Origin of the sequence: Amycolatopsis sp. 2-15, assembly GCF_030285625.1 — a bacterium.
In the GTDB taxonomy this organism is placed as follows: Bacteria; Actinomycetota; Actinomycetes; order Mycobacteriales; family Pseudonocardiaceae; genus Amycolatopsis; species Amycolatopsis carbonis.
Window position 1 is genome coordinate 3,846,093 of sequence record NZ_CP127294.1, and the last position, 20,268, is coordinate 3,866,360.

The window sequence follows — 20,268 nt, forward strand, 5'->3', positions numbered from 1 at the left end:
TAGCGAACGAGCGGTTGTCAACGGGCGAGCCCCAGCTCGCGCACGACATGCCGGCGCGCCCACTCCTGCATCCGCTCGCGGTTCTGCACCCCGCCGTGCACCAGGGCCTGCACGGCGAGGCCGTCGAGGAAAGCGGTGATCCGCCAGGCCGCGCCGCGCGGGTCGGGCGCGGTGAACTCGCCGGCGTGCACGCCGTCCTGGATGATCGTGACGAGCGCTTCCTTCCAGCGCAGGTCCAGCTCGCGGCCGACCTGCCGGAGCTCGGGTTCGCGCAGCGCCGCCGACCACCCTTCGATCCACAGGCGCCACCGCTTCGCCTGCCCCGTCGGCGCGTACCAGTCCAGTGCGGTGCTGAGGCGTTCGGACGCGGTGGCCAGGCCCGCGGTCAGCTGTTCGAGCTTCTCGAGATCGCGTTGCGCGGCCCAGGTGAAGGCTTCCGCGATCAGCGCTTCCTTGTTCTTGAAGTGGTAGAGCACCAATGACGTGCTCACCGACAGGTCGGCCGCGACGTCGGCCATGCGCACGGCGTGGATTCCGGCCTGCTCGATGTGGCGAACGGTGGCGCGCAGGATCTCGTCCCGGCGCACGGTGGTGTCTTTCCGGCTGCGGCTCACGGGATGAGCTTATCCTGACTTGCCAGTCAGTAGTGGCTCACAGGACACCCGCGCGGAGCGCGAAAGCCACCGCCTGGGTGCGGTTGCGAAGGTTGAAGCGGCCGATGATCGAGGCCAGGTCCTTCTTCACCGTGCTTTCGGAGTACACGAGGGTTTTGGCGATCTCGCGCGTTTCGACGCCTTCGGCGAGCATGCGGAGGATCTCGACCTCCCGTGTGGACAGTCCGGGGCCGGTGTAGCCCAATGGTTCCAGGACGTCGCGTTGCAGGCCGCGGATCTGAGCGACGAGGGTGCCGAGCAGGCGGGGTGACATCACCGCGGAGCCGTTGGCTCCCGAGAGGACCGCGTCGGCGAGGTCGGCGCCGGTGGCGGTGGTGCGGTCGAGAACGGCGACGACGCCGTGGCTGACGAGGGAGAGCAGGGAGTGCTCGCGCACGTCGGCGGTGAGCAGGACGATGGGGGCGGTGAGCACGGCCGCGGCCTGAACGCGGCGCATCGTGGCCGTGGAGAAGCGGTCGTCGGCGACGACGGTGACGTCGGGGCCGGCTCGTCTCCTGCCGTGCGCGGGGTTTCGACGCCGAGGAGCTTGCGGATGCCTTCGGTCGTCAGCGGATCGGGGCCGAAGACCGTGACCGCGACCTCGGTGAGCGACCGGCGCGGCCGGGCCGCGACGGGTGAACTGGACGTCACGACGAATCCCTCCTCCGGTGCCGTTCTCCCACCGAAGATACTGAGCGATTTCGCCGGGAACCGGTTTCGCAAGAGTTCGGTCACATGAGAAATCCGGTGGCCGAACCACGAAACGGCGAATGGGTCTCCTCAACGCTGGAGAGCGTGCGCGGCCAGCACGTGGGCGACGGTTTCGGTGACCTGGCGGGCAAAGGGGATGTTCAGCCACTCGTCGGGCACGTGCATGTTCGACTCGGCACCGACCGCGCCCGTGACGAGGAACGCCGCGTCCGGGTAGGCCCGGCCGAGCAGCTGCATGAACGGGATCCCGCCGCCCAGGCCCAGAAACTGGTGCGGGGCTTCGAAAACGCCGGATTCGAGTGCGTTGGACAACCACCCCGGCGGCTCGGGCGCGCACCAGCCGTCCTGGGCCATCAAGTCGGTGATCGTCGCGGAAGCGCCGAACGGCACGTCGGTGGTGGTCACTCGTTCGAGTGCGGCGGCGGCGTCGGCCGCGTCGACGGTGGGCGGCAGGCGGAAGCTGAGCCGCAGCGAGGTCGAGGCCCGCAGCACCGCGCCGGCTTCGGCCACGTCCGGCAGGCCGGCCGCGCCGGTGACCGACAGTGTCGGGCGCCAGGTGTTGTTGAGGATGCGCTCGGCCTCGTCGTCGGCGGCGGGCCGGCCGCCGGGGACCAGGGAAAGCGGGTGCAATGTCGAGGTTGGACGCAGCTCGGCCAGCCGCTGCGCGTCCGCCACGCGTTCGGGCGGAATCGGCGCGTTCAGCTCCGGCAGCAGGACCCTTCCGGTGGCGGGATCCTCGAGCCGGTCGAGCAGCAGCCGCAGGACGCGGAACGAGCTGGGGACGACACCGCTGGCGATCCCGGAGTGCACGGCTTCTTCGAGCACGGCGACGGTGAGCGTGGCCTGGAGGATCCCGCGCAGGCTCCGCGTGACCCACAGCCGTTCGAAGTCACCGCCGCCGGAGTCCAAACAGGTCACGAGGCTCACGCGGCCGAGCCGGTCCGCCAGGTGGCTGAGGTAGTCCGGCAGGCCGGGGCTGCCGGATTCTTCGCCCGCCTCCAGCACGAGAACCACACGGCAGTGCTCGCCGCCGGCGGCCCGGACCGCGGTGACGGCGGTGAGAGCCGCGTAGGGCGCGTAACCGTCGTCCACCGCGCCGCGGCCGTAGAGCCGGTCACCGCGCAGCACCGGCTGCCACGGGCCGAGCCCTTCGGACCAGCCGTCGGACGGTGGCTGCTTGTCGAGGTGCCCGTAGAGCAGTGCCGTGCCGTCGCCGGACGCTCCCGGCGTGGCGGGGATTTCCGCGAACAGCAGAGGCGGCACGCCGTCGAGCTCCACGACCTCGACGGTGCTGCCTGCGGGCGCGTTCGCCTCGATCCAGCCGCGGACGTGCTCGACCGCGCGGCGCAGGTGCCCGCGTTCGCGCCATTGCGCGTCGTACGCGGGAGAGACCGCGGGGATCGCCACGAACTCAGCGAGGCTCGGCAGGACCCGGTCCGCCCAAGCGGCTTTGACGTGTTGTCGCACCTGTTCGATTTCCACCAGTCCGCCCCGTTTCTTCGTGACTACTCGATCAGCGAATCACAACACGCCGGCGCGCAGCGCGAACGCGACGGCTTGCACGCGGTTGCGGAGCTTGTAGCGGGTGGTGAGGCTGTGCAGGACGTGTTTGATCGTGCTTTCCGAATAAGTCAGCTTCCGGGCGATCTCGGCGGTTTCCGCCCCGTCGGCCAGGAGCCGCAGCACCTCGACCTCGCGCTCGGTGAGGCCGGCGCTGTTCACGCCCAGGGGACCGAGTGTTTCGCGCTGCATCCGCCGCACGAGGCCGAAGAGCGTGCCGAGCAGGTCCTGCGACATCACGCTGTGCTGGTGCGCGGCGGCCGACACCGCGGCGGCGAGCTCGGCGCCGTCGGCCGACTTGCTGTCGACGACGGCGGCCACCCCGTGCTCGATCAACGTGAGTAGCGCGGCTTCCTCGACCCGGGCGGTGAGCAGGACGACCGGGACACCCGAGGACTGCAGGGCCCGCAGCTCCGCCACCGCCGCGGTGTTCACGTGTGGCGTCGAGAACACGAGGACGTCGGGACGCGAGCCCGAGCGCGCCCGCACGAGGCCGGCGTGACTTTCGAGGACCAGCCGCAGGCCCGTGGCGCTGAGGGTGTCCGTGGCTTCCACCCGGACCGAAACCTGCTGGGCGACCCGCGGCCGGAGCGCGACGGGGTGGGATCCCGGGACGGGGGGCCGGGGCCGGACCGCAACGTGTTCCATGGTGCTCTTTCCTTGCCTGTCTCGTCAGCCGGAGCCGGTGGGGGACGCGGGTGTGCTCCTGGTGCTTCTCCAGCATGCCTCGGGCGCGTTGGTCCGGCATTGAGGAAAGCTTTATCGCGCGCGGCGATCACCCGCGCACCGTCGGTGTCATTCGTTCTTCGGTGGCCGAGCCTCGGAAAGACTCATACGACGACCCCGTCGCGGCGGTCGGGGACGATCTACGCTCGTCCGGCGAGCAGCAGTGAACCGCAACCCGTCCGCCCGCGAAAGGTGTGGCACCGAAATGGCCGAAGTGGACCCCGAGGTCGAGTACACGGTCACCCACCAGTGGGTGCGGCGGCTGCCGGACAACTCCGCACGCGTCGGCGTCAGCGACTTCGCCCAGGAGGAGCTGGGCGACATCATTTCCGTGTCCCTGCCGGCGGTGGGTGCCGAGGTCGTGGCGGGCGAGCCGTTCGGCGAGGTCGAGTCGACGAAGAGCGTGGCGGAGGTCTACGCACCGGTGCCCGGGGTGGTCACCGCGGTCAACGGCCTGCTCGCCGACAGCCCGGAGGTCGTCAACGACGACCCGTACGGCGACGGCTGGCTCATCACCGTCGACGTGCGGGCCGGGGAGACGAAGCTGTTGGGCGCACCGGATTACCGGACCTTCACCGAGGGCTGAGCCACGCGGGCGAGGCAGGCGTAGGTCGCTTCGACCAGTGCCATCTTGCGCGGGTCGTCGCGGGGGTGGGAGCCCATCCGGTTCATCACGTACCCGAAGCCGACGCCGTTCTCCGGGTCGGCGAACCCAGTCGAGCCACCGAATCCGTCGTGGCCGAAGCCGCGGGGGTTGGGGCCGAAACTGAGCTGGTCGCCGCCGAGGGTGAAACCGAGGCCGAACTCGTTGTCCAGGCACATGACCAGGTCGCGGCAGCGGCCCTGACCGGTGCGGCCGAGCTCGATGGTTTCGTGCCGGAGCAGCCGTTCCGAACCATCGGCGAGGGCGCCGTAGATCGTGGCCAGGCCGTGGGCGGTGCCGTGCCCGTTGGCCGCCGGTACCTCCGCGACGCGCCAGCGGGTGAGGTTCGCCGTGCGGCCCAGCGGAAGGGGGTTGGCGAGCGCCGCCAGCGTCGCGCGGTCCGGCACGACAGTCCTTTCCGGACCTGCGGTCGGCTCCACCATCGTGGAGCAGCGGGTGAGGTCGTCGCGGCTCACTCCGATGTGGACGTCCACGTTGAGCGGTTGCGCCACGTTGGCCCGGAAGAACTCGCCGACAGTCTGCCCGGTGATCCGGCGGATCACCTCACCGACGAGGAAACCGTAGGACAGCGCGTGGTACCCGCTCGCCGAACCCGGTTCGAACAGCGGCTCCTGCGCGGACAGGAGCAGGGTCATCTTCGTCCAGTCGAGCAGGTCGTCGATCTGCAGCGGATGCTCGGGCGCGACCCCGGTGACGCCGGAGCGGTGCGAAAGCAGCCACCGGACCGGGATGTCGGCCTTGCCCGAGGCGGCGAACTCGGGCCAGTAGCGGGCGACCGGCGCGTCGAGGTCGAGGTCGCCGCTTTCCACGAGCTGCAACGCGCACAGTGCGACCAGGCCCTTGGTGCTCGACCACAGGTTGGTCAGGGTCGGGCGCCGCCACGGAGCCCGGCGCTCCTCGTCCGCCCAGCCGCCCCACAGGTCGACCACGGCCCGGCCGCGTACCACGACGGTAACGGCCGCGCCCAGCTCGTCACGCTCGCTGAAGTTCTCGCGGAAAGCCTGGGCCACCGGCTCGAAACCTTCGGCGGTCTCACCGTGGAGGGGTGCGGGGGACGAGAGGGGCATCGGGCTTTCCTTAGGTCGAGGCGAAGTCGCCGGACGCGCTGGTGGCGGCCCGGCGAAGCCGATTCTCCCCGGCCGTGCGGCGGGAAAACTCGGAGTTGGCCGGAAAGGCGGGAAACGTCGCCCGCTCGATCACGCGGTCTCCCGCAGGAGTTCGTCGAGCGCGCGCCGGGCTTGCCGCCCGTCGTGCTCGCGGTGTTGCTGATGGTAGAGATCCACCGCCTGGCGCAGGCTTTTCACCGCGAGGTCGTGGCGGCCCAGCTTCTCGTAGGCGGCGCCGAGCGTGAGCAGGGTGTCCGGAATGGAGAACATCTCGTCCCCGAACAGCGCCAGCGCTTCCTCGAGGTAGGCGATGGCCCGGTCCAGATTGCCGAGGCCGAGGTGGATGGTTCCGAGCGTGTCCAAAATGGCCGGCCGGATGTTGTTCATGCGGGCCTCGTCGGCCAGCGCGAGCGTGTTCTCCGAGATTTCCAGCGCCTTTTCGTGCTGGTTCTCCAGCTGCAGCGCCCACGCCAGGTGGTTGCCCACCCACGCCCGGATCGCCGGGGGCAGCCCGGTGGCCAGCTGCCACGCCTCCGTGCTCAGCTCGACGGCCTCGGCGATCCGCCCCGCGCGCACGGAGATCTCGGACCACGCGTTGAGGCTGAGCACGCGCTGCGACACGTCCCCGAGTTCCTCGGCGATGGTCAGTGCCACCTCGACGTGCTGGACGGCTTCCTCGTGGCGGCCGGTGCGGGTGAGCGCCTGCGCGATCACGCGGTGCGCCAGGCATTCGGAGCCGCGGTCCCCGAGGATCTGCGCGGCCGCCAGGCCGTCTCGCCAGATGCCGATGGCTTGATGCGCGTCGCCCTGGGTGGCGTAGAGCGAGCTGCTGCCCCACGCCAGCTGCCACACGATCTTGTGCCACTCACGTGCTGTCGCCACGAATCGGACGGCGCCGATGTTCTCGGCCTCCGTGTTCACCCACCGCTTGGCCTCGGTGCCGTCGCGCAGCGGCACCGGCGTGCATCCCGCGGGCAGCGGCACGGGGGTGATGGGCGGGCGCCCGGCGTCGGCGAGGGTGACCGCGTGAACCAGGGTGTGGAGGTAAAAGCACGTGAGACGGTGGAGCGCGGACGTGATTTGTTCGTTGTCGCGCGAAAGCTGTGCGAGTTCTCGCGCGTACGCACGCACCAGGTCGTGGAGGCGGAAGCGGCCCGGCTCGTGTTGCTGGACCAACGAAGCGCGTTCGAGAACTCGCAACGCGGTCCGCGTCGCCGCGTAGGTCCTGCCCGCGAGTGACGCCGCGGCGTCGAGGGAGATGTCCGGGCCGGGCACGAGACCGAGCAGCGTGAACAGCTCCGCGGGCTCGCCCGCCAGCGCCGCCAGTGACGTCCGCAGCACCGCCCGGATGCCGAGGTCGGTGCCGATTTCCAGCGCGTTGAGGGTGGAGCCCGAGTCGACGAGCTCGTCGGCCAGCGCGGTGAGCGCGAACTCGGGGTGCTCCTGCGCCCGGCCGACGACGATGCTCAGGGCCAGCGGCAGGCCCCCGCACGCGTCGGCGAGCCGAGTGACGGCGGCCGGTTCCGCCGCTGTTCGCGAAGGGCCCAGCCGCGAGACGAGCAGCTGCCGAGCCGCGGCGCCGTCGAGGACGTCAAGGGAGATGAGGTCGGCGTGGTGGCTGGAGACCAACGTGGTCAGCCGGTTGCGGCTCGTGACCACCACCGGGCACTGCGGGGTGCCCGGCAGCAGCGGGGTGACCTGGTCGGCGTCGAGCGCGTTGTCGATGACGACCAGCAGGCGTTTGTCCGCCACCAGGCTGCGGTAGAGACCGCTCATCGCGGCGAGGTCCTGCGGGACGGCCGCCGGTTTCACGCCGAGCGCGGAGAGGAACGCGCGCACGGCGGTCTCCGGTGGCACGCGGTCCCCGGACGGCGCGAACCCGCGCAGGTCCACGAACAGCTGCCCGTCGGGGTAGCGGCCGGCGTGGTCGTGCGCCCAGCGCAGCGCGAGACAGGTCTTGCCGACTCCGCCGGGGCCGACGATCACCGACACCGGGGCGTCCGCCAGTGCCGAGAGCTCCCGGTCCCGCCCGGTGAACGCGCGGGGCGGCGCCGGCAGCTGCCGCGGAACCGGCGGTGGCAGGCCGGGATCGTCGTCCGCCGGACCGGGACGCGAGAGGTGATCGTCCACAGTGGTCTCGTCCCGCAGGATCGCCTGGTACACGGCCCTGAGCGCGGGACCGGGATCCACGCCCAGCTCCTCGGCCAGCAGCGTTTTCACCTTCTGGAAGTGCCGCAGCGCGTCGGCTTGGCGGCCGGTGCGGTGCAACGCGACCATCAGCTGTCCGGCGAGCCGTTCGTCGTACGGATGGTGCTCGGCCCGGCTGGTGAGCGTCGGCAGCACCTGCGCGTGGCGGCCGAGCTCGAGCTGCAGGTCCGTTCTGGCCAGCAGCACTTCCTCGCGCTCGGCCCGCAGCGCGGTGCGGAACTCCCGCAGCCACGGGCTGTCCAGGCCCGCGAACGGTTCGCCCCGCCACAGGTCCAGCGCTTCGTCGTAGAACCCGACCTGCTCCTCGGCGTCCGCCGAGCGGCGGGCGAGCCAGATCAGCCGCCGGAAGCGTTGGACGTCGACGTGGTCGGGCTCGACGTCGAGCACGTAACCGTGGCCCCGGCGCACGATCTGGTGTTCACCCGCCAGCGCCGTGCGCAGCCGGGTGAAGTAGCTGTGCACCATGCCCCGCGCGCTGCCCGGTGCTTCGTCGCCCCACACGCGGACCACGAGGTCGTCGAGCGAGACCGGCTGGCCGGCTTCGAGCAGCAGCGCCACCAGGATGGCGCGCGGCCCCGCCGGACCGATCGGCTGGGGCTCCTCGCCCCGGACCACCTCGACGTTGCCCAGGAGCCGGAAGCCGAGAGACATCTGAGACCACCTCTGACCCGCTCCGCGCGAACATTCGCCGCATCTTAAGCACGGTCGTCGAATGTCTCACCCGACAGGTAACCGCGTCCCGCATTCTAGTTCCGCGCCGCCGATGAATTCGGATCCGGAATCCTTATCATTCGATTAAGGAATGCGCCGCGTCGCGCCGCACGGATTCGGTCGCGGCGGCTACATTCGCGGGGAGACTCGCGAAAGGAGCCCTGACATGGCCGCACGAGCCCGGACCGTGGGCTTCACCGGCATCTGCCTGGGGTACTTCGCGATCATCCTCGACGGCAGCGTGCTCAACATCGCGGTGCCCGCGCTGCGCGACGACCTGAAGACGTCCCTGGCCTCGGTCCAGTGGGTGATCAACGCGTACACGCTGTGCCTCGCCGCGCTGCTGCTCACGGCGGGTGCGCTGGGCGACCGCTGGGGCCTGCGCCGGTGTTTCCTCTGGGGCACCACGATCTTCACCGCCGCGTCGCTGGCCTGCTCGCTCGCGCCGTCGGTGCACGTCCTCATCGCGGCCCGCGTAGTACAGGGCGGGGGCGCGGCGGCCCTGCTGCCGGCGACGCTCGCGCTGATCCGCACGCTGTTCTCCGACGAGGCCGAACGCGCCCGCGCCACGGCCATCTGGGTGTCCACCGGCGCGATCTCCACCGCGGTCGGGCCGATGGTCGGCGGGCTGCTGATCGACGCGTTCGGCTGGCGCAGCATCTTCCTGATCAACCTGCCCATCGGCGTCGCCGCGATCCTGCTGGCCCGGGCGGGAATCACGGAGGCGCCGCGCCACGAGCGCAAGGTCGACCACGCCGGGCAGCTCACGGCGGTGGCGACGCTGGGGCTGATCACCGCGGGCGTGATCGTGAGCGGCAGCGCCGGCTGGAGTTCCCCGCTCAGCCTCGGCCTGCTGGCCGGTGGCCTCCTGTCCGCTGCGGCGTTCTGGCTGGTCGAACGCAGCGTGGCGCAGCCGATGCTGCCGAGGGGCTTCTTCTCGGTCCGGGTGCGCTCGGTCGCGGTGGCGAGCGCGGCGTTCATGGGGTTTCTGTTCTACGGCACGCTTTTCGTGATGTCGCTGTACTTCCAGCAGGCGCGCGGCTGGTCGGCGGGCGAGGCCGGGATCGCGCTCCTGCCGCTCACGGTCGGGTCGACGATCGGCTCGCTCGTGGTCTACCGGCCGCTGTCCCGGCGGTTCGGCAACTCCGTGGCACTGCTGGCCGGCTTCGCCTGCTGCGCGTCCGGCGTCGCGGTGCTGTTGATCTTCACTTCGGCCACGGCGTACGTGCCGGTCGCGGCCGGCTTGCTGCTGGTCGGGGTGTCGAGCACGATCGCGTTCTCCGCGCTCACGTCGCTGCTGGTCCCGAGCGTGCCGGTGCACCAGTCGGGCGTCGCGTCCGGCGTGCAGAACACGAGCCGGCAGTCGGGCGCGCTGATGTCGGTGGCCGTGCTCGGCGCGGTCCTGAACACGGCGGCGTTCACGGCTCGGCTGCCGATCGCGTTGAGCGTGCTCGCCGCGGTGGTGGTGCTCGCGCTCGTCTCGGCCGGGTTCGCGACGCGGCCCGCCCGCTGATCCATTGTCCGTTCGAGCAGCGAAATCGGTCCGTGCGATCAAGATCGGCGTGGGACCGGTTCACCCGATGAGGCCGCCGGGTAGCCAGGTGCCGACCCGGACGAAGGGAAGTTCTCATGGCGGCTGGCACTCGATGGCACGTGATCCCGCGAACCGCGGGGCTGTGCGTGCTCTGGCTCCTCATCGGTCTCGCGCTGGCCGTTCAGGCCGTGCTGGTGCTCAGCACCAGCAGCGTCAACCAGCCCGCGCTGGAAGTTGTCGTGGCCGTGTTGGGCGTGATCCTCGTGGGGTGTTCGATCGCCGGGCTGGTGTCGCCGCGGCTGCGCGGCCGGTGAGCTACTGGTCGAGCACGACGTCGGTCTCCGGCCGGGCGCAGCATACGAGGACCCGCCCGGCCGGGGGCAGTTCGAGCGGCACGGGGTCGTACGTCGTCGTACCGTCCAGCAGCGGGGTGTCGCAGGTGTGGCAGACGCCGCTGCGACAGGCCCAGCGCGTGGGGACGGCACAGGTTTCGGCGAGCTCCAGCAGGGTTTCCCCGTCGTCGCGCCACCGGACGGTGAGGCCGCTGCGGGCGAAGGTGACGGCGCGACCGGTTCCGGGCGGGCCGTCCGGCTGGTGGGGCGCGACGGTGACGGCCCCGCGCATACCGGGGTTGATCGCGGCGAGGGCGCCGAAGAGTTCCGTGCGGACGTCGGGGCAACCCTGCGCCACGAGGGCTTCGCGGACGTCGTCCATAAAGGCTTGCGGGCCGCAGACGTACGCGGTGGCGTCGGCGGGCAGGGCGAGCTCCTTCAGCGTCCGGCCGGTGACGCGGCGGCCTTCGATGCCGGAAACCGGGCGGGTGTGGAAGAAGTGCGCGTGACTCTTCGGCAGCCGCGCGGGCAGGTCCCGGACTTCGGACCCGAACGCCTGGTCCGCCGCGGTGCGGGCCGTGTGGATCCACCACACCTCGCGCTCGGGCTCCTCGGCGGTGAGCCCGTGCAGCATCGCCAGGACGGGGGTGACGCCGGCGCCGGCGGACAGCAGCACGACCGGGCCGGAACCCGGCTCCAGCACGAAGTCGCCGCGCGGCGCGGCCACGTCGAGGAGGTCGCCGGCCCGCAGCACGTCGTGCACGTAGGTGCTCGCGGCGCCGTCGCGCTTCACGCTGATGCGGTAGCCCTCGGTCGTCGAGAGCGAGTAGCTGCGGACCGGCGGCGTTCCGTCGGCGCCCGGCAGCCGCACGGTGAGGTACTGGCCCGGCCGTGCGGCGGGGAGGACTTCGCCGGGCGCGTCGAGGTACACCGACGTGATGGTCGCGCTCTCGCGCACTGAGCTTCGTCACGGTCAGCGGCCGGAATCCGGCCCAGCCCGGGGCCGCGGGCTGGGCGGCCGGGCTGAGCAGGTCGCGGAACGACTGGCGCCAGCCGGGGCTCAGCGCGGGGATGTCGACGGCGGATTCGAGGGCTTCGGTGGTGCGGTTCGGGGTGTAGAGCAGGGCGTCGACGTCGGCGACGGTCATCTCGTGCGGCCCGCGCCGCGTCCGGACGATCTCGTCGCCGGCCGCGACATGGCCCTCGCGGATGACGCGGAAGTAGAACCCCGGCCGTCCGTGGGACACCAGCAGCGACGGCAGTTCCGGCTCGTTCAGGCGCATGCCGACGCGGAAGCACGTCACCCGCGGCTGCGTCACCTCGAACTCGGCCTCGTCGATGCGGTAGCGGCCGCCGACGCAGACCTCGTCGTCGGGCAGGCCGGTGACGGTGAAGTTCTCGCCGAACTGCCCGAACTCGTAGCTGTCGTGCCTGAAGTACGCCTGCCAGTACTCGATCGACTCCAGCTGGTAGACGAACACCGCCCGCTGCTCGCCGCCGTGCCCGGCCGGGTCGCCCTGTCCGTCGCCGTCGACGTGGAGCTGCCGAACCATCCGGGGGCCGCTGACCGCGCTCTTCCAGATGCCGGTGTGGACGATCCTGCTGTTCCACTCGACGTCCTTGGGTATTCCCACGTTGACCGACACCAGCGTTGGCACGCCTGCTCCTTCCTCGATGGCGCCGAACTACTGTGGGCGCGCGTTTTCCCCGGTGCGCGGAAATGGTCACGTCACATGAAATTTATGGCGGATCTTGTTAGATTTTCCGAATGACAACGCTGCGCGCCCTGGAATGTCTGGTCGCCCTCGTGGAAGAGGGCTCGGTGACGCGTGCCGCGGCCTCGTTGCAGATGTCGCAGCCCGCGCTGTCGCACCAGCTCGCGTCGCTCGAACGCGAGATCGGCACCCCGATGGTGCAGAAGATGGGCCGCGGCGTGCGCGTGACCGCCGCGGGCCAAGCGGTCGCGGAAGAGGCGCGGGTGGCGTTGAAGGCGTCCGAACGCGCGGTGCGCGTGGGCCGGCAGATCGGGTCCGGTGGCGCGGGGCGGCTGCGGATCGCCTGCGCGGAGACCATGACGGCGTGGCTGCTCGTGCCGGTGCTGCGGCACTGGCGAGCGCGCCGGGCCGAGGTGCTGATCGAACTCAGTGAGCACACGAGTTCCGACCGGATGGTGGAACTCGTGGCGTCGGGCGAGGTCGACGTCGCCGTGGGGCCGCGCCCGTCCGAGACGGGTGAGCACCTCGAAGTGCTCGGCGAGGAGGAGGTGGTCGTCGTCGCGCCGGCGGGCCATCCGTTCGCCGAACGCCTGTCGGTGCCGTTCGCTGATCTCGCCGCGGAGCCGTTCGTTCACTTCGTGAGTGACAACGGGTTGTCGGTGTGGCTCGACCAGCTCGCCGCGGAACACGGTGTGGTGCTGGATCCCGTGCTGCGCACCAGGAGTCCGCGCACGGCCGCGCAGCTCGCGGCCGCGGGCATGGGCGTGACGATCGTGCCCGTCTCGGCGCTGCCGGCTCGCCCGCCGGGAGTGGTGCGGCGGCTGGATCCCCTGGTGGAGCGCGAGATCGTGGTGGTGGTCGCGGCTCCGTCGGATTCCCTCGTCGGCCTGTTCGTGGGCGACCTTCGACGACGTGGGCTGCCAGGCGCCCGGCCGGCGCGCGCGAACTGAGAGTGTGACGGAATTCTTTCGGCCTCGGCGCCGCGGGTTTCGGATCGCCGGACGCGGTTACCGTGGCGGTCGACCTGGTTGTCGACCGGGAACGCGAGGTGGGTTCGCGGGCGCGAACCGGCACCGGACTCTCTTCTCCCGCAAGGATTATCGCGGCTTCGTGCGATCCGGCGGGCGTTCCCCCGAACACGGAAGAAGCCCGTACGTGGATCAGCTGCAGGCTTATGTACTCGACGTCGACGGGACCGACATCCAAGCGGAAGGCGCGCGGTTGCGCGAAGGCGGCTCGGCGGTGGTGGTGGAGCTGCCGGGCGGGGTCCGCGCCTGGGCGGTCGGCCACGCCGGCACGCTGAAGTCCCTGCTGACCGACAGCAGGGTGTCCAAAGATCCGCGACAGCACTGGGCCGCGTGGAAGGAAGACCGCATCGCCGCCGACTGGCCGCTGCGGCTCTGGGTTTCGGTGCAGAACATGTTCACCGCCTACGGAAGCGATCACCGGCGGCTGCGCTCGCTGGTCGCGTCGGGCTTCACCGCGAAGCGGACGATGGAGCTCAAGCCGTGGGTCGAACGCATCACGGCGACGTTGCTCGACGAGGTGGCCTCGCTGGGCCGGGCGAACGGTGTCGTCGACCTGCGAGGAGCTTTCGCGTATCAGCTGCCGGTGGAGGTCATCTGCCGGCTGTTCGGCGTGGACGACTCACAGCGCGCCGGCCTGCGCAAGGTGGTGGACACCGTCTTCGACACCACCACCACCCCCGAAGCCGCGCAGGCCAACGCCGAGGACATGTACCGGATCCTCACGGGCCTGGCCGAGCAGAAGCGCGCGCAGCCCGGCGACGACGTGACGAGCGCGATCATCCAGGCCGACTCCGTCCGCTTCGGCCGGCTCACCGACGCCGAGGTCGTCGACACGCTCATCCTCATGCTGACCGCCGGGCACGAGACGACCGTGAACCTGCTGGACCAGGCCATGACGGCGATGCTCACGCACCCGGAGCAGCTCGCGCTCGTGCGGTCCGGCGAGCGCCCGTGGAGCGACGTGGTCGAGGAAACCCTGCGGTGGCAAGCCCCCGTGGCGTATCTGCCGCTGCGGTACGCGGTGACCGACATCGACCTGGGTGACGTCGTGATCCCCGAGGGGGACGCGATCCTCGCCGCCTACGCCGCGGCCGGCCGTGACGAGGCGGAGTACGGCGAGACCGCGGGCGAGTTCGACATCACGCGCGGGGTGAAGCAGCACCTGGCGTTCGGGCACGGTATCCACCACTGCCTCGGTGCGCCGCTGGCGCGGCTCGAGGCGACGACGGCGTTGCGGATGTTGTTCGAGCGGTTCCCGGAGCTGGCGTTCGCGCAGCCGTCGACGCGGTTGGTGCCGATGAGCTCGTTCCTGTCCAACGGCCACGCGGAGCTGCCGGTGCGGCTGGGGCGCGACGCGTCCCTCTGACGGACACGGCGATGGCCTCGATTCCGTGCGGAATCGAGGCCACTGTCGTGTTCGCCGGTTTTCGGGTCAGGTCAGCGGTTCGCCGCCGTCGACGCGCAGGGTCACGCCGGTGAAAAACGGGTTGGTCATCGCGAACAGCACGGCGGACGCGATGTCGTCGACGGCTCCGATGCGCCGGGCCGGGTTGTGCGTGCGGAAGTGCTCGAAGTAGGCGGCTTTGCCTTCTTCGCCCATGGCGTCCCAGATGCCGGTGTCGATGACCCCCGGGGAGATGGCGTTGACGCGGATCGGTGCGAGCTCCAACGACAGCGAGCGCGTGAGGAAGTCGGCCGCGCCGTTGGTGATGGCGACGCCGAGGAAACCGACCGCGGGCTTGAACGCGGCCACGCCGGAGAAGAGTGTGAAGGAGCCGCCTTCGGCGAGGTGCGGGGCGAAGTGCTTGGCCAGCATGACGGGCCCGATGACCTTGGTGTCGAACGAGCGGCGCAGAGCGTCGCGGTCCAGCTCCGCGAGGAGGCCGCGGGCTCGCGACGACGCCGTGGTGACGAGGTGGTCGACCGAGCCGAGGCGTTCGGCCAGGGCCGCGATGGACTCGTCGACGGTGACGTCGACCTCTTCGGCGCGGATGCCCTCGTCGTCGTAGGCCTGCGCCAGCTTGGCCTTGTCGCGGCCGGCGACCACGACCTGGGCGCCCTGGGCGCGCGCCGCGAGCGTGACCGCCCGCGCGATGCCGCTCGGCCGTCCGATGACCAGAACCGTGCGATTCTCCAGCGCTGTCTCCACGACCGTCCTTCCCGTGCTCCTCTGTGGACTCTTCCACCGTACGGTCCTGGCGAGCCGGGGAGTCATCGATGTTGTGGCAGGTCAGGTGAGGTTTTGTGCATGAGTCTCTGGCAACCATTAGGCATCTTTCCGGTTGGCGACCTTGATCGTGCGCGTGAGTGAAAACCCGGGCTTGCGCCGTGATGACTAATGGGTATACCGTCATTGTATACGTTAGTTGAGTACGAGTGAAGCATTCGCCGACTCTCGCTCACGGGCAGAAAACTTTCATGAAGCGGGCCGAACCCCCGGCCTACGCTTCTTCGCGGGACTGTTCAAGGGAGACACGCTCATGTCCGAATCCCTCAAGGGACGCAAGGTTCTCGTCGTCGGCCGTGGCAGCGGCATCGCCAGGGCCGTAGTGCTCGCGGTGCGTGCCGCGGGTGCGGAGGTCGTCGTCGCCGGTCGCGACGAGGAGAAGCTCAAGGGTGCGTACGACGATCCGGGTGTCTCGGTCGAAACGGTCGACCTGACCGACGAGGCCAGCGTGGCCGCGCTCGCCGCGCGTCTCGGGCAGGTCGACCACATCGTGTCCACAGCGTCGGCTCGCGCCCGCGGACTGGTCGGCGACCTGGCACACGGCACGATCGCGCTTTCGTTCGAGACCAAGGTCATCGGCCCGATCCTGCTGGCGAAGCACCTGGCCCCGAAGATGCCGGCCGACGGCTCGATGGTGATCTTCTCGGGAGCGACGGCCCGCAAGCCGTCGATCGGGATGCTGGCGGTCGCCGCCACCAACGGCGCGGTCGACTCGCTCACTAAGGCGCTCGCCGTGGAGCTCGCGCCGATCCGCGTCAACGCCGTCTCGCCGGGGACGATCGACACCGGCGCGTACGACGCACTCGGCGACGAGAAGAAGGCCGCGCTCTTCGCGCAGCGTTCGGCGAGCAATCCCGCGCGGCGGATCGGGACTTCGGAGGACATCGCCGACGCGGTGCTCTTCGCGCTCACCAACGGGTTCGTGACCGGGGTGTCGATGGGCGTCGACGGTGGTGAGCCGCTGGTATGACACTGTCCTGAGTGGACGGTTGTGATGGCTTGGTGGCTTGACGGCGGTGCGGCGTTCCCGAGCCGGACGCGCTGAGGGGATCGAAACGATGAACGGAGGTTCGTGATGCCACTGCCGTGGTTGCTCACTCCAGAGCCGGACGTGTTCCGGGGCAAGTTCCTCGTGCCCGACGCGTTGCCGGATCGCCTGTCGTACCGCGAACCCCTGCGGCGCCGGCTGCGGGTGCGGTTCGCGGGGGAGTGGATCGCGGACAGCGAGGACGTGGTTCTCCTGCACACGCCGGTCCGGTTCCCGGTCGCGTACTTCCCGGCTTCGGACGTGCGCCTGGAGGTACTGGAGTTCCGGCAGCGGACGACGCTGCACCCGGATCTCGGGAAGACGGCGTGGTTCGCCGTCCGCGTCGGGGACCGGGTTCACGAGGGTGCGGCCTGGCAGCACGTGCGTCCGCCGGCCCACGCCGCGGAGTTCGCGGACCTCGTCGCGTTCTCGTGGCGGGCGATGGACGGGTTCCAGGAGGAGAACGAGCGCATCACCGCTCACGCCGCGGACCCCTATCACCGCGTCGACGTGCGCAACGCCTCGCGCGAGGTATTGGTCGAAGTGGACGGACGGGTGGTCGCGAAGTCACGCCGGTCGCGGGTGCTGTACGAATCGGACCGTGAGCCGCAGTGGTACCTGCCGCGGGCGGATGTCGACGAGACCGCGTTGTCCGAGGAGACCCTGCGGACTCGGTGTCCGTACAAGGGGGTTGCGACGTACTACGCCATCGGTGGACAGTCCGGGGCCGCATGGTCCTATGTGGACCCGCCGGCGGAGTCCGCGGCGGTCGCCGGGTTCGTGGCGTTCGACCCGAACAAGCTCGGAGTGTACGTCGACGGCAAGCGGCTGCACCACACGCTCGGCCGGGGCGGAGCGAAGACGGGCCTGGATCGGGCGTTTGTATCGGGACGCTGAGGTCAGCGCCCTTCCGCGAACAGCCGTTCGCAGTGGTCGAGGAACGCCTGCGCGCGATGCGTGAGCGGGCCCCCGGCCGGCCAGCCCATGACGACGGGCGTCGAAGGTGCCTTTTCGCGCAACGGAAGTGCGATTACCGCCAGGCCTTCGTAGGAATGCGACAGCGCGGGTTGCTGGACGGTCATCGAGTAGCCGAGACCTCGTGCGACTAGCGACCGCGCGAGTTCGAAACTTCGCGCACGGTGTGCGGGCACCATCGCCAGATGTGCGGACTCGAACACGGCGCGGAAGTAGCGTTCGCTCGGCGGCACGTCGAGCAGGATGAAGGGCTCGTCGGCCAACTCCTCGAGCGAGAGCGACTCGCGGCCGGCCAGGCGGTGGCTGCCGGGCAAGAGGATTGCCGGTTGCTGGTCGTACAAGGTCCGGAATGTGATCGCCGGGTACACGTCCTGTTCGTAAAGGAACGCGATCTCACATCGGCCGTCGAGCAGATGGTCCTGGATCTCGGGGAGGCTGCCCTCGACGAAGCGCACCGAGACGTCCGGGTGATCGCTTTCGAACGTCGCGATCGCGGCCGGCAGGTGGAACGGCGCGATCGGGCCGTAGCAGCCGACGACCAGCGTGCCGCTCACGTCGCGGCCCAGCCCCCGGGCCTCGACGCCGAGGTCGCTCATGGCGCCGACCACGCGCCGCGCGCCGGCGAGCACCTGCTTGCCCGCCGCTGTGAGCGAAGCACCACGCCGGGGTGACCGGATCACCAGCCGCAGGCCGAGGGCGCGTTCCACCTCGGTGAGAGCCAGGGAGATGGCGGCCTGTGAGACGTGGCAGCGCGTCGCCGCGGTGGTGAGCGAGCCCGTTTCGGCGACGGCGATCAGGTATTCGAGCTGCCGGATGGTCACGTTCGGCAGATTCATGAGCCCAGCATATAACTGGGCCCAGTTGTTCAAGCTGGACTCGGTAATCGCTGGTTGGCAGTGTGGTCAGGGTGACTCAGACGCGGAAGCACCGATACCCGTTCGTGCCGTACGCCCCGCCGCGGCTGCCCGTCGACGAGGGCCTGCGCGCAGGCGCCGAGTTCCACCGGCACCTGGACCGGCGGCGGTCGGTGCGCTGGTTCTCGCCCGACCCCGTGCCGGTCGAGGCGATCGAGCTCGCGGTGTGCGCGGCGAACACCGCACCGAGTGGTGCGCACCAGCAACCGTGGACGTTCGTCGCCACACAGGATGTGGTGGTGAAACACCAGATCCGGGTGGCTGCCGAACAGGAAGAGCAACGGTTCTACCGCGAGCGGGAGATCCCCGAATGGCGCGCCGCACTGGCGTCGCTGGAAACGGACGAACACAAGGAGTTCCTGGAAGTCGCACCCTGGCTCGTGGTCGTGTTCGCACAGAAGCACCGGGTGTTGCCGAACGGACAGCTGCAGAAGACGTACTACGCGTCCGAGAGCGTCGGGATCGCTTGTGGGTTCTTCATCGCCGCGCTGCACTCGATGGGACTCACGACGTTGACGCACACGCCGAACCCGATGGCGTTCCTGAGCCGGGTGCTGCACCGCCCGGCGACCGAGCGGCCGTACATCCTCTTCCCGGTGGGTTATCCGGCCGACGACTGCGAGGTCCCCGACCTCACGCGGAAACCGCTGTCGGAAGCGCTGGTGTTCGTCGGCGACTGATGCTCTTCAGGACAGCTGCTGTCAGGGCAGGTGCTTTCAGGACAGCTGCTGTCAGGACAGGTGCGCAGGACAGGTGCAGTCAGGACACGGTGATCGGGTCGTCCAGGTGGAGCGTGCCCGGCCGCACGACCTCGGCGTACGCGCCCGCGCACGGCATGGCCTTGCCGAGGCCGGCGACGTCGACGCGGTTGCCCGCCATCACCGCCCGCACCGCCTGCGGGTTGCGCGGCAGCGTGCCGTGGGCCAGCGACGGCACGGCGCACCGCGGGGTCGGCAGTGTGACCCGCAGCCGCGCGCCCGTGCCGGCGTCACCGAACTGGATTTCCCTGCCCAGCCAGTGGTTCTCGACGAACGCGCCGGTGCCGGGCGGGGTCGCGATCACGAGGTTCGGCCGGTAGCGGATGGCCTCGATGTCGAGGTGGTCCAGTGTCGCGGTGCTGATGAGGTGGATCGGGGAGTGGTCCACGAAGTTGTGGCCGGGCGTGCCCTGGCCGATCTGCAGCGTCTGGGCCGGAACGACGGCGCTCACGCCGTTGTCGAGCACGTCTTCCGGGTCCGGGCGCTCCACGGACGCGCCGTCGGGACGGATTCCGGACACTGTGATCGCGCGGCCCAGCAGGTCCGACAGTCGTGCGCCGGCTTCGGGGTCGTCGGCGGCCAGTCTGGTGCCGTCGGGGAAGGTGATGAACACGCGGCCGTCGGTCTCGGCCGCGAGCTCCAGGAGCCGGCGCCACAGCCGCGGGTGCTTCGCCGTCGCGACGAAGCCGGTGTCGGAGTCGATCACGGCGAGCGTGCGGTCGCCGTCGAGGCCGGCGGCGCCGACCCGCGCTTCGGCGACTTCCTCGCCGAGCATGGATTTCACCGGATAACGCCGCAACGCGATTACACGCACGTCTGCCTCCTCAGGGATGATCGGAACCGGACACGGGATGGTGGACGGCTGACGCGGTCGACGCGATGAGCACTCGCGCGGCGCGGGTGGACGTGTTGTGCAGCCGATGCGTGCGGCCGGAGTCGAACTGCACGGAGTCGCCGGATTTGAGCGTGATCTCCTCGTCGCCCAGGAACAGCACGACGGCGCCGGCGCGGACGTGGAGCCATTCCTCGCCGGTGTGGTGCACGGCGCCGGTTTCGGTGCCGGGCGGCAGTTCGAGCCCGACCACGGCGATGGTGGCCCGCGGCCCGCTGAGCACTTCGTAGCGCCCCTCAGCGTTTTTGTGCGCCACGCCCTGGCCGGCGCGCACGAGGTGGTACTCCTCGTCGGGCTGGTCGGCCACGAGCTTGCCGATCGAGATGCCGTAGGTGCGCGCGAGCTGCAGGAGGCTGCCGATCGAGGGCTGCCGTTCCCCGCGCTCGAGGCGCGACAGATGGGCGACGGAGATCCCGGTGAGCTCCGCGAGGTGGGTGAGCGTCAGGCCGCGGTCGGTGCGCAGCTGCTGGAGTTTGCGCGCGACCAGGCGGTCGATGTCGCTGTCGTCACCCATGGTCAGACCCTGC

Annotated in this window: 20 protein-coding genes and 1 pseudogene; 9 read left to right on the forward strand and 12 right to left on the reverse strand. The window is 70.3% G+C overall.

Annotated features, from left to right (window positions below):
* Positions 1-17: 17 nt before the first annotated feature.
* Both QRX50_RS19030 and QRX50_RS19035 read right to left on the reverse strand, forming a co-directional pair.
* Complete coding sequence (locus tag QRX50_RS19030; protein ID WP_285973284.1) at positions 18-614, reverse strand: TetR/AcrR family transcriptional regulator; 597 nt, start codon at positions 612-614, stop codon at positions 18-20.
* Between the two features lie 37 nt (positions 615-651).
* The gene (locus QRX50_RS19035) at positions 652-1,110 is read right to left on the reverse strand and encodes a helix-turn-helix transcriptional regulator (protein WP_285973285.1); all 459 of its coding nucleotides are present in this window, start codon (positions 1,108-1,110) and stop codon (positions 652-654) included.
* Positions 1,111-1,206: 96 nt separating this feature from the next.
* Between QRX50_RS19035 and QRX50_RS19040 the strand changes: the two genes are divergently transcribed.
* Positions 1,207-1,392 carry a hypothetical protein gene (locus QRX50_RS19040; protein WP_285973286.1) on the forward strand — a complete coding sequence of 62 codons (186 nt, stop codon included), beginning with the start codon at positions 1,207-1,209 and terminating at the stop codon, positions 1,390-1,392.
* 41 nt (positions 1,393-1,433) lie between these two features.
* Here QRX50_RS19040 and QRX50_RS19045 read toward each other — a convergent pair whose 3' ends face one another.
* Together QRX50_RS19045 and QRX50_RS19050 are read right to left on the reverse strand one after the other, a co-directional pair.
* Positions 1,434-2,846, reverse strand: a complete 1,413-nt coding sequence (locus QRX50_RS19045) for a M20/M25/M40 family metallo-hydrolase (RefSeq protein ID WP_285973287.1) — start codon at positions 2,844-2,846, stop codon at positions 1,434-1,436.
* Between the two features lie 39 nt (positions 2,847-2,885).
* On the reverse strand, positions 2,886-3,479 hold the full coding sequence (locus QRX50_RS19050; RefSeq protein ID WP_285973288.1) for a helix-turn-helix transcriptional regulator: 594 nt from the start codon (positions 3,477-3,479) through the stop codon (positions 2,886-2,888).
* A 376-nt stretch (positions 3,480-3,855) separates the two neighbouring features.
* On the opposite strand from QRX50_RS19050, the gene gcvH reads away from it, so the two are divergent.
* The gene (gene gcvH / locus QRX50_RS19055) at positions 3,856-4,236 is read left to right on the forward strand and encodes a glycine cleavage system protein GcvH (RefSeq protein ID WP_285973289.1); all 381 of its coding nucleotides are present in this window, start codon (positions 3,856-3,858) and stop codon (positions 4,234-4,236) included.
* Here the strand turns inward: gcvH and QRX50_RS19060 are convergent.
* Together QRX50_RS19060 and QRX50_RS19065 are read right to left on the reverse strand one after the other, a co-directional pair.
* Positions 4,212-5,381, reverse strand: a complete 1,170-nt coding sequence (locus tag QRX50_RS19060; RefSeq protein ID WP_285973290.1) for a serine hydrolase domain-containing protein — start codon at positions 5,379-5,381, stop codon at positions 4,212-4,214. The two genes, gcvH and QRX50_RS19060, sit on opposite strands and share 25 nt — an antisense overlap.
* Before the next feature lie 129 nt (positions 5,382-5,510).
* Positions 5,511-8,279, reverse strand: coding sequence for an AfsR/SARP family transcriptional regulator (locus QRX50_RS19065; protein WP_285973291.1), 2,769 nt, complete (start codon positions 8,277-8,279; stop codon positions 5,511-5,513).
* 226 nt (positions 8,280-8,505) lie between these two features.
* On the opposite strand from QRX50_RS19065, the gene QRX50_RS19070 reads away from it, so the two are divergent.
* Together QRX50_RS19070 and QRX50_RS19075 are read left to right on the forward strand one after the other, a co-directional pair.
* Positions 8,506-9,852 carry an MFS transporter gene (locus tag QRX50_RS19070; RefSeq protein WP_285973292.1) on the forward strand — a complete coding sequence of 449 codons (1,347 nt, stop codon included), beginning with the start codon at positions 8,506-8,508 and terminating at the stop codon, positions 9,850-9,852.
* A gap of 116 nt (positions 9,853-9,968) precedes the next feature.
* Entirely contained in the window at positions 9,969-10,187 is a 219-nt protein-coding gene (locus QRX50_RS19075; protein ID WP_285973293.1) for a hypothetical protein, read from the forward strand.
* 1 nt (position 10,188) lies between these two features.
* On the opposite strand, the gene QRX50_RS19080 is transcribed toward QRX50_RS19075, so the two are convergent.
* Positions 10,189-11,163 carry a 2Fe-2S iron-sulfur cluster-binding protein gene (locus tag QRX50_RS19080; RefSeq protein ID WP_285973294.1) on the reverse strand — a complete coding sequence of 325 codons (975 nt, stop codon included), beginning with the start codon at positions 11,161-11,163 and terminating at the stop codon, positions 10,189-10,191.
* A gap of 124 nt (positions 11,164-11,287) precedes the next feature.
* Positions 11,288-11,758 (reverse strand): annotated as a pseudogene (locus QRX50_RS19085) (MOSC domain-containing protein); the annotation flags it as partial.
* 215 nt (positions 11,759-11,973) lie between these two features.
* On the opposite strand from QRX50_RS19085, the gene QRX50_RS19090 reads away from it, so the two are divergent.
* Positions 11,974-12,870 (forward strand): LysR family transcriptional regulator, encoded by an 897-nt coding sequence (locus QRX50_RS19090; RefSeq protein ID WP_285973295.1) that lies wholly within the window; start codon positions 11,974-11,976, stop codon positions 12,868-12,870.
* A gap of 205 nt (positions 12,871-13,075) precedes the next feature.
* The gene (locus QRX50_RS19095; protein WP_285973296.1) at positions 13,076-14,314 is read left to right on the forward strand and encodes a cytochrome P450 family protein; all 1,239 of its coding nucleotides are present in this window, start codon (positions 13,076-13,078) and stop codon (positions 14,312-14,314) included.
* A 66-nt stretch (positions 14,315-14,380) separates the two neighbouring features.
* Here the strand turns inward: QRX50_RS19095 and QRX50_RS19100 are convergent, their stop codons facing one another.
* Complete coding sequence (locus QRX50_RS19100; protein ID WP_285973297.1) at positions 14,381-15,097, reverse strand: SDR family oxidoreductase; 717 nt, start codon at positions 15,095-15,097, stop codon at positions 14,381-14,383.
* Between the two features lie 331 nt (positions 15,098-15,428).
* On the opposite strand from QRX50_RS19100, the gene QRX50_RS19105 reads away from it, so the two are divergent.
* Both QRX50_RS19105 and QRX50_RS19110 read left to right on the forward strand, forming a co-directional pair.
* The gene (locus QRX50_RS19105; protein WP_285973298.1) at positions 15,429-16,145 is read left to right on the forward strand and encodes an SDR family oxidoreductase; all 717 of its coding nucleotides are present in this window, start codon (positions 15,429-15,431) and stop codon (positions 16,143-16,145) included.
* A gap of 105 nt (positions 16,146-16,250) precedes the next feature.
* Positions 16,251-17,099: a DUF427 domain-containing protein gene (locus tag QRX50_RS19110; protein ID WP_285973299.1), complete on the forward strand. Its 849-nt coding sequence runs from the start codon at positions 16,251-16,253 to the stop codon at positions 17,097-17,099.
* A 2-nt stretch (positions 17,100-17,101) separates the two neighbouring features.
* Here QRX50_RS19110 and QRX50_RS19115 read toward each other — a convergent pair whose 3' ends face one another.
* Positions 17,102-18,046: a LysR family transcriptional regulator gene (locus tag QRX50_RS19115; protein WP_285973300.1), complete on the reverse strand. Its 945-nt coding sequence runs from the start codon at positions 18,044-18,046 to the stop codon at positions 17,102-17,104.
* A 38-nt stretch (positions 18,047-18,084) separates the two neighbouring features.
* Here QRX50_RS19115 and QRX50_RS19120 point away from each other — a divergent pair, with 38 nt between their 5' ends.
* Entirely contained in the window at positions 18,085-18,771 is a 687-nt protein-coding gene (locus tag QRX50_RS19120; protein WP_285973301.1) for a nitroreductase family protein, read from the forward strand.
* Between the two features lie 79 nt (positions 18,772-18,850).
* On the opposite strand, the gene QRX50_RS19125 is transcribed toward QRX50_RS19120, so the two are convergent.
* Positions 18,851-19,663 carry an MOSC domain-containing protein gene (locus QRX50_RS19125; RefSeq protein ID WP_285973302.1) on the reverse strand — a complete coding sequence of 271 codons (813 nt, stop codon included), beginning with the start codon at positions 19,661-19,663 and terminating at the stop codon, positions 18,851-18,853.
* 10 nt (positions 19,664-19,673) lie between these two features.
* Positions 19,674-20,255 carry a helix-turn-helix domain-containing protein gene (locus QRX50_RS19130; protein ID WP_285973303.1) on the reverse strand — a complete coding sequence of 194 codons (582 nt, stop codon included), beginning with the start codon at positions 20,253-20,255 and terminating at the stop codon, positions 19,674-19,676.
* Positions 20,256-20,268 lie beyond the last annotated feature (13 nt).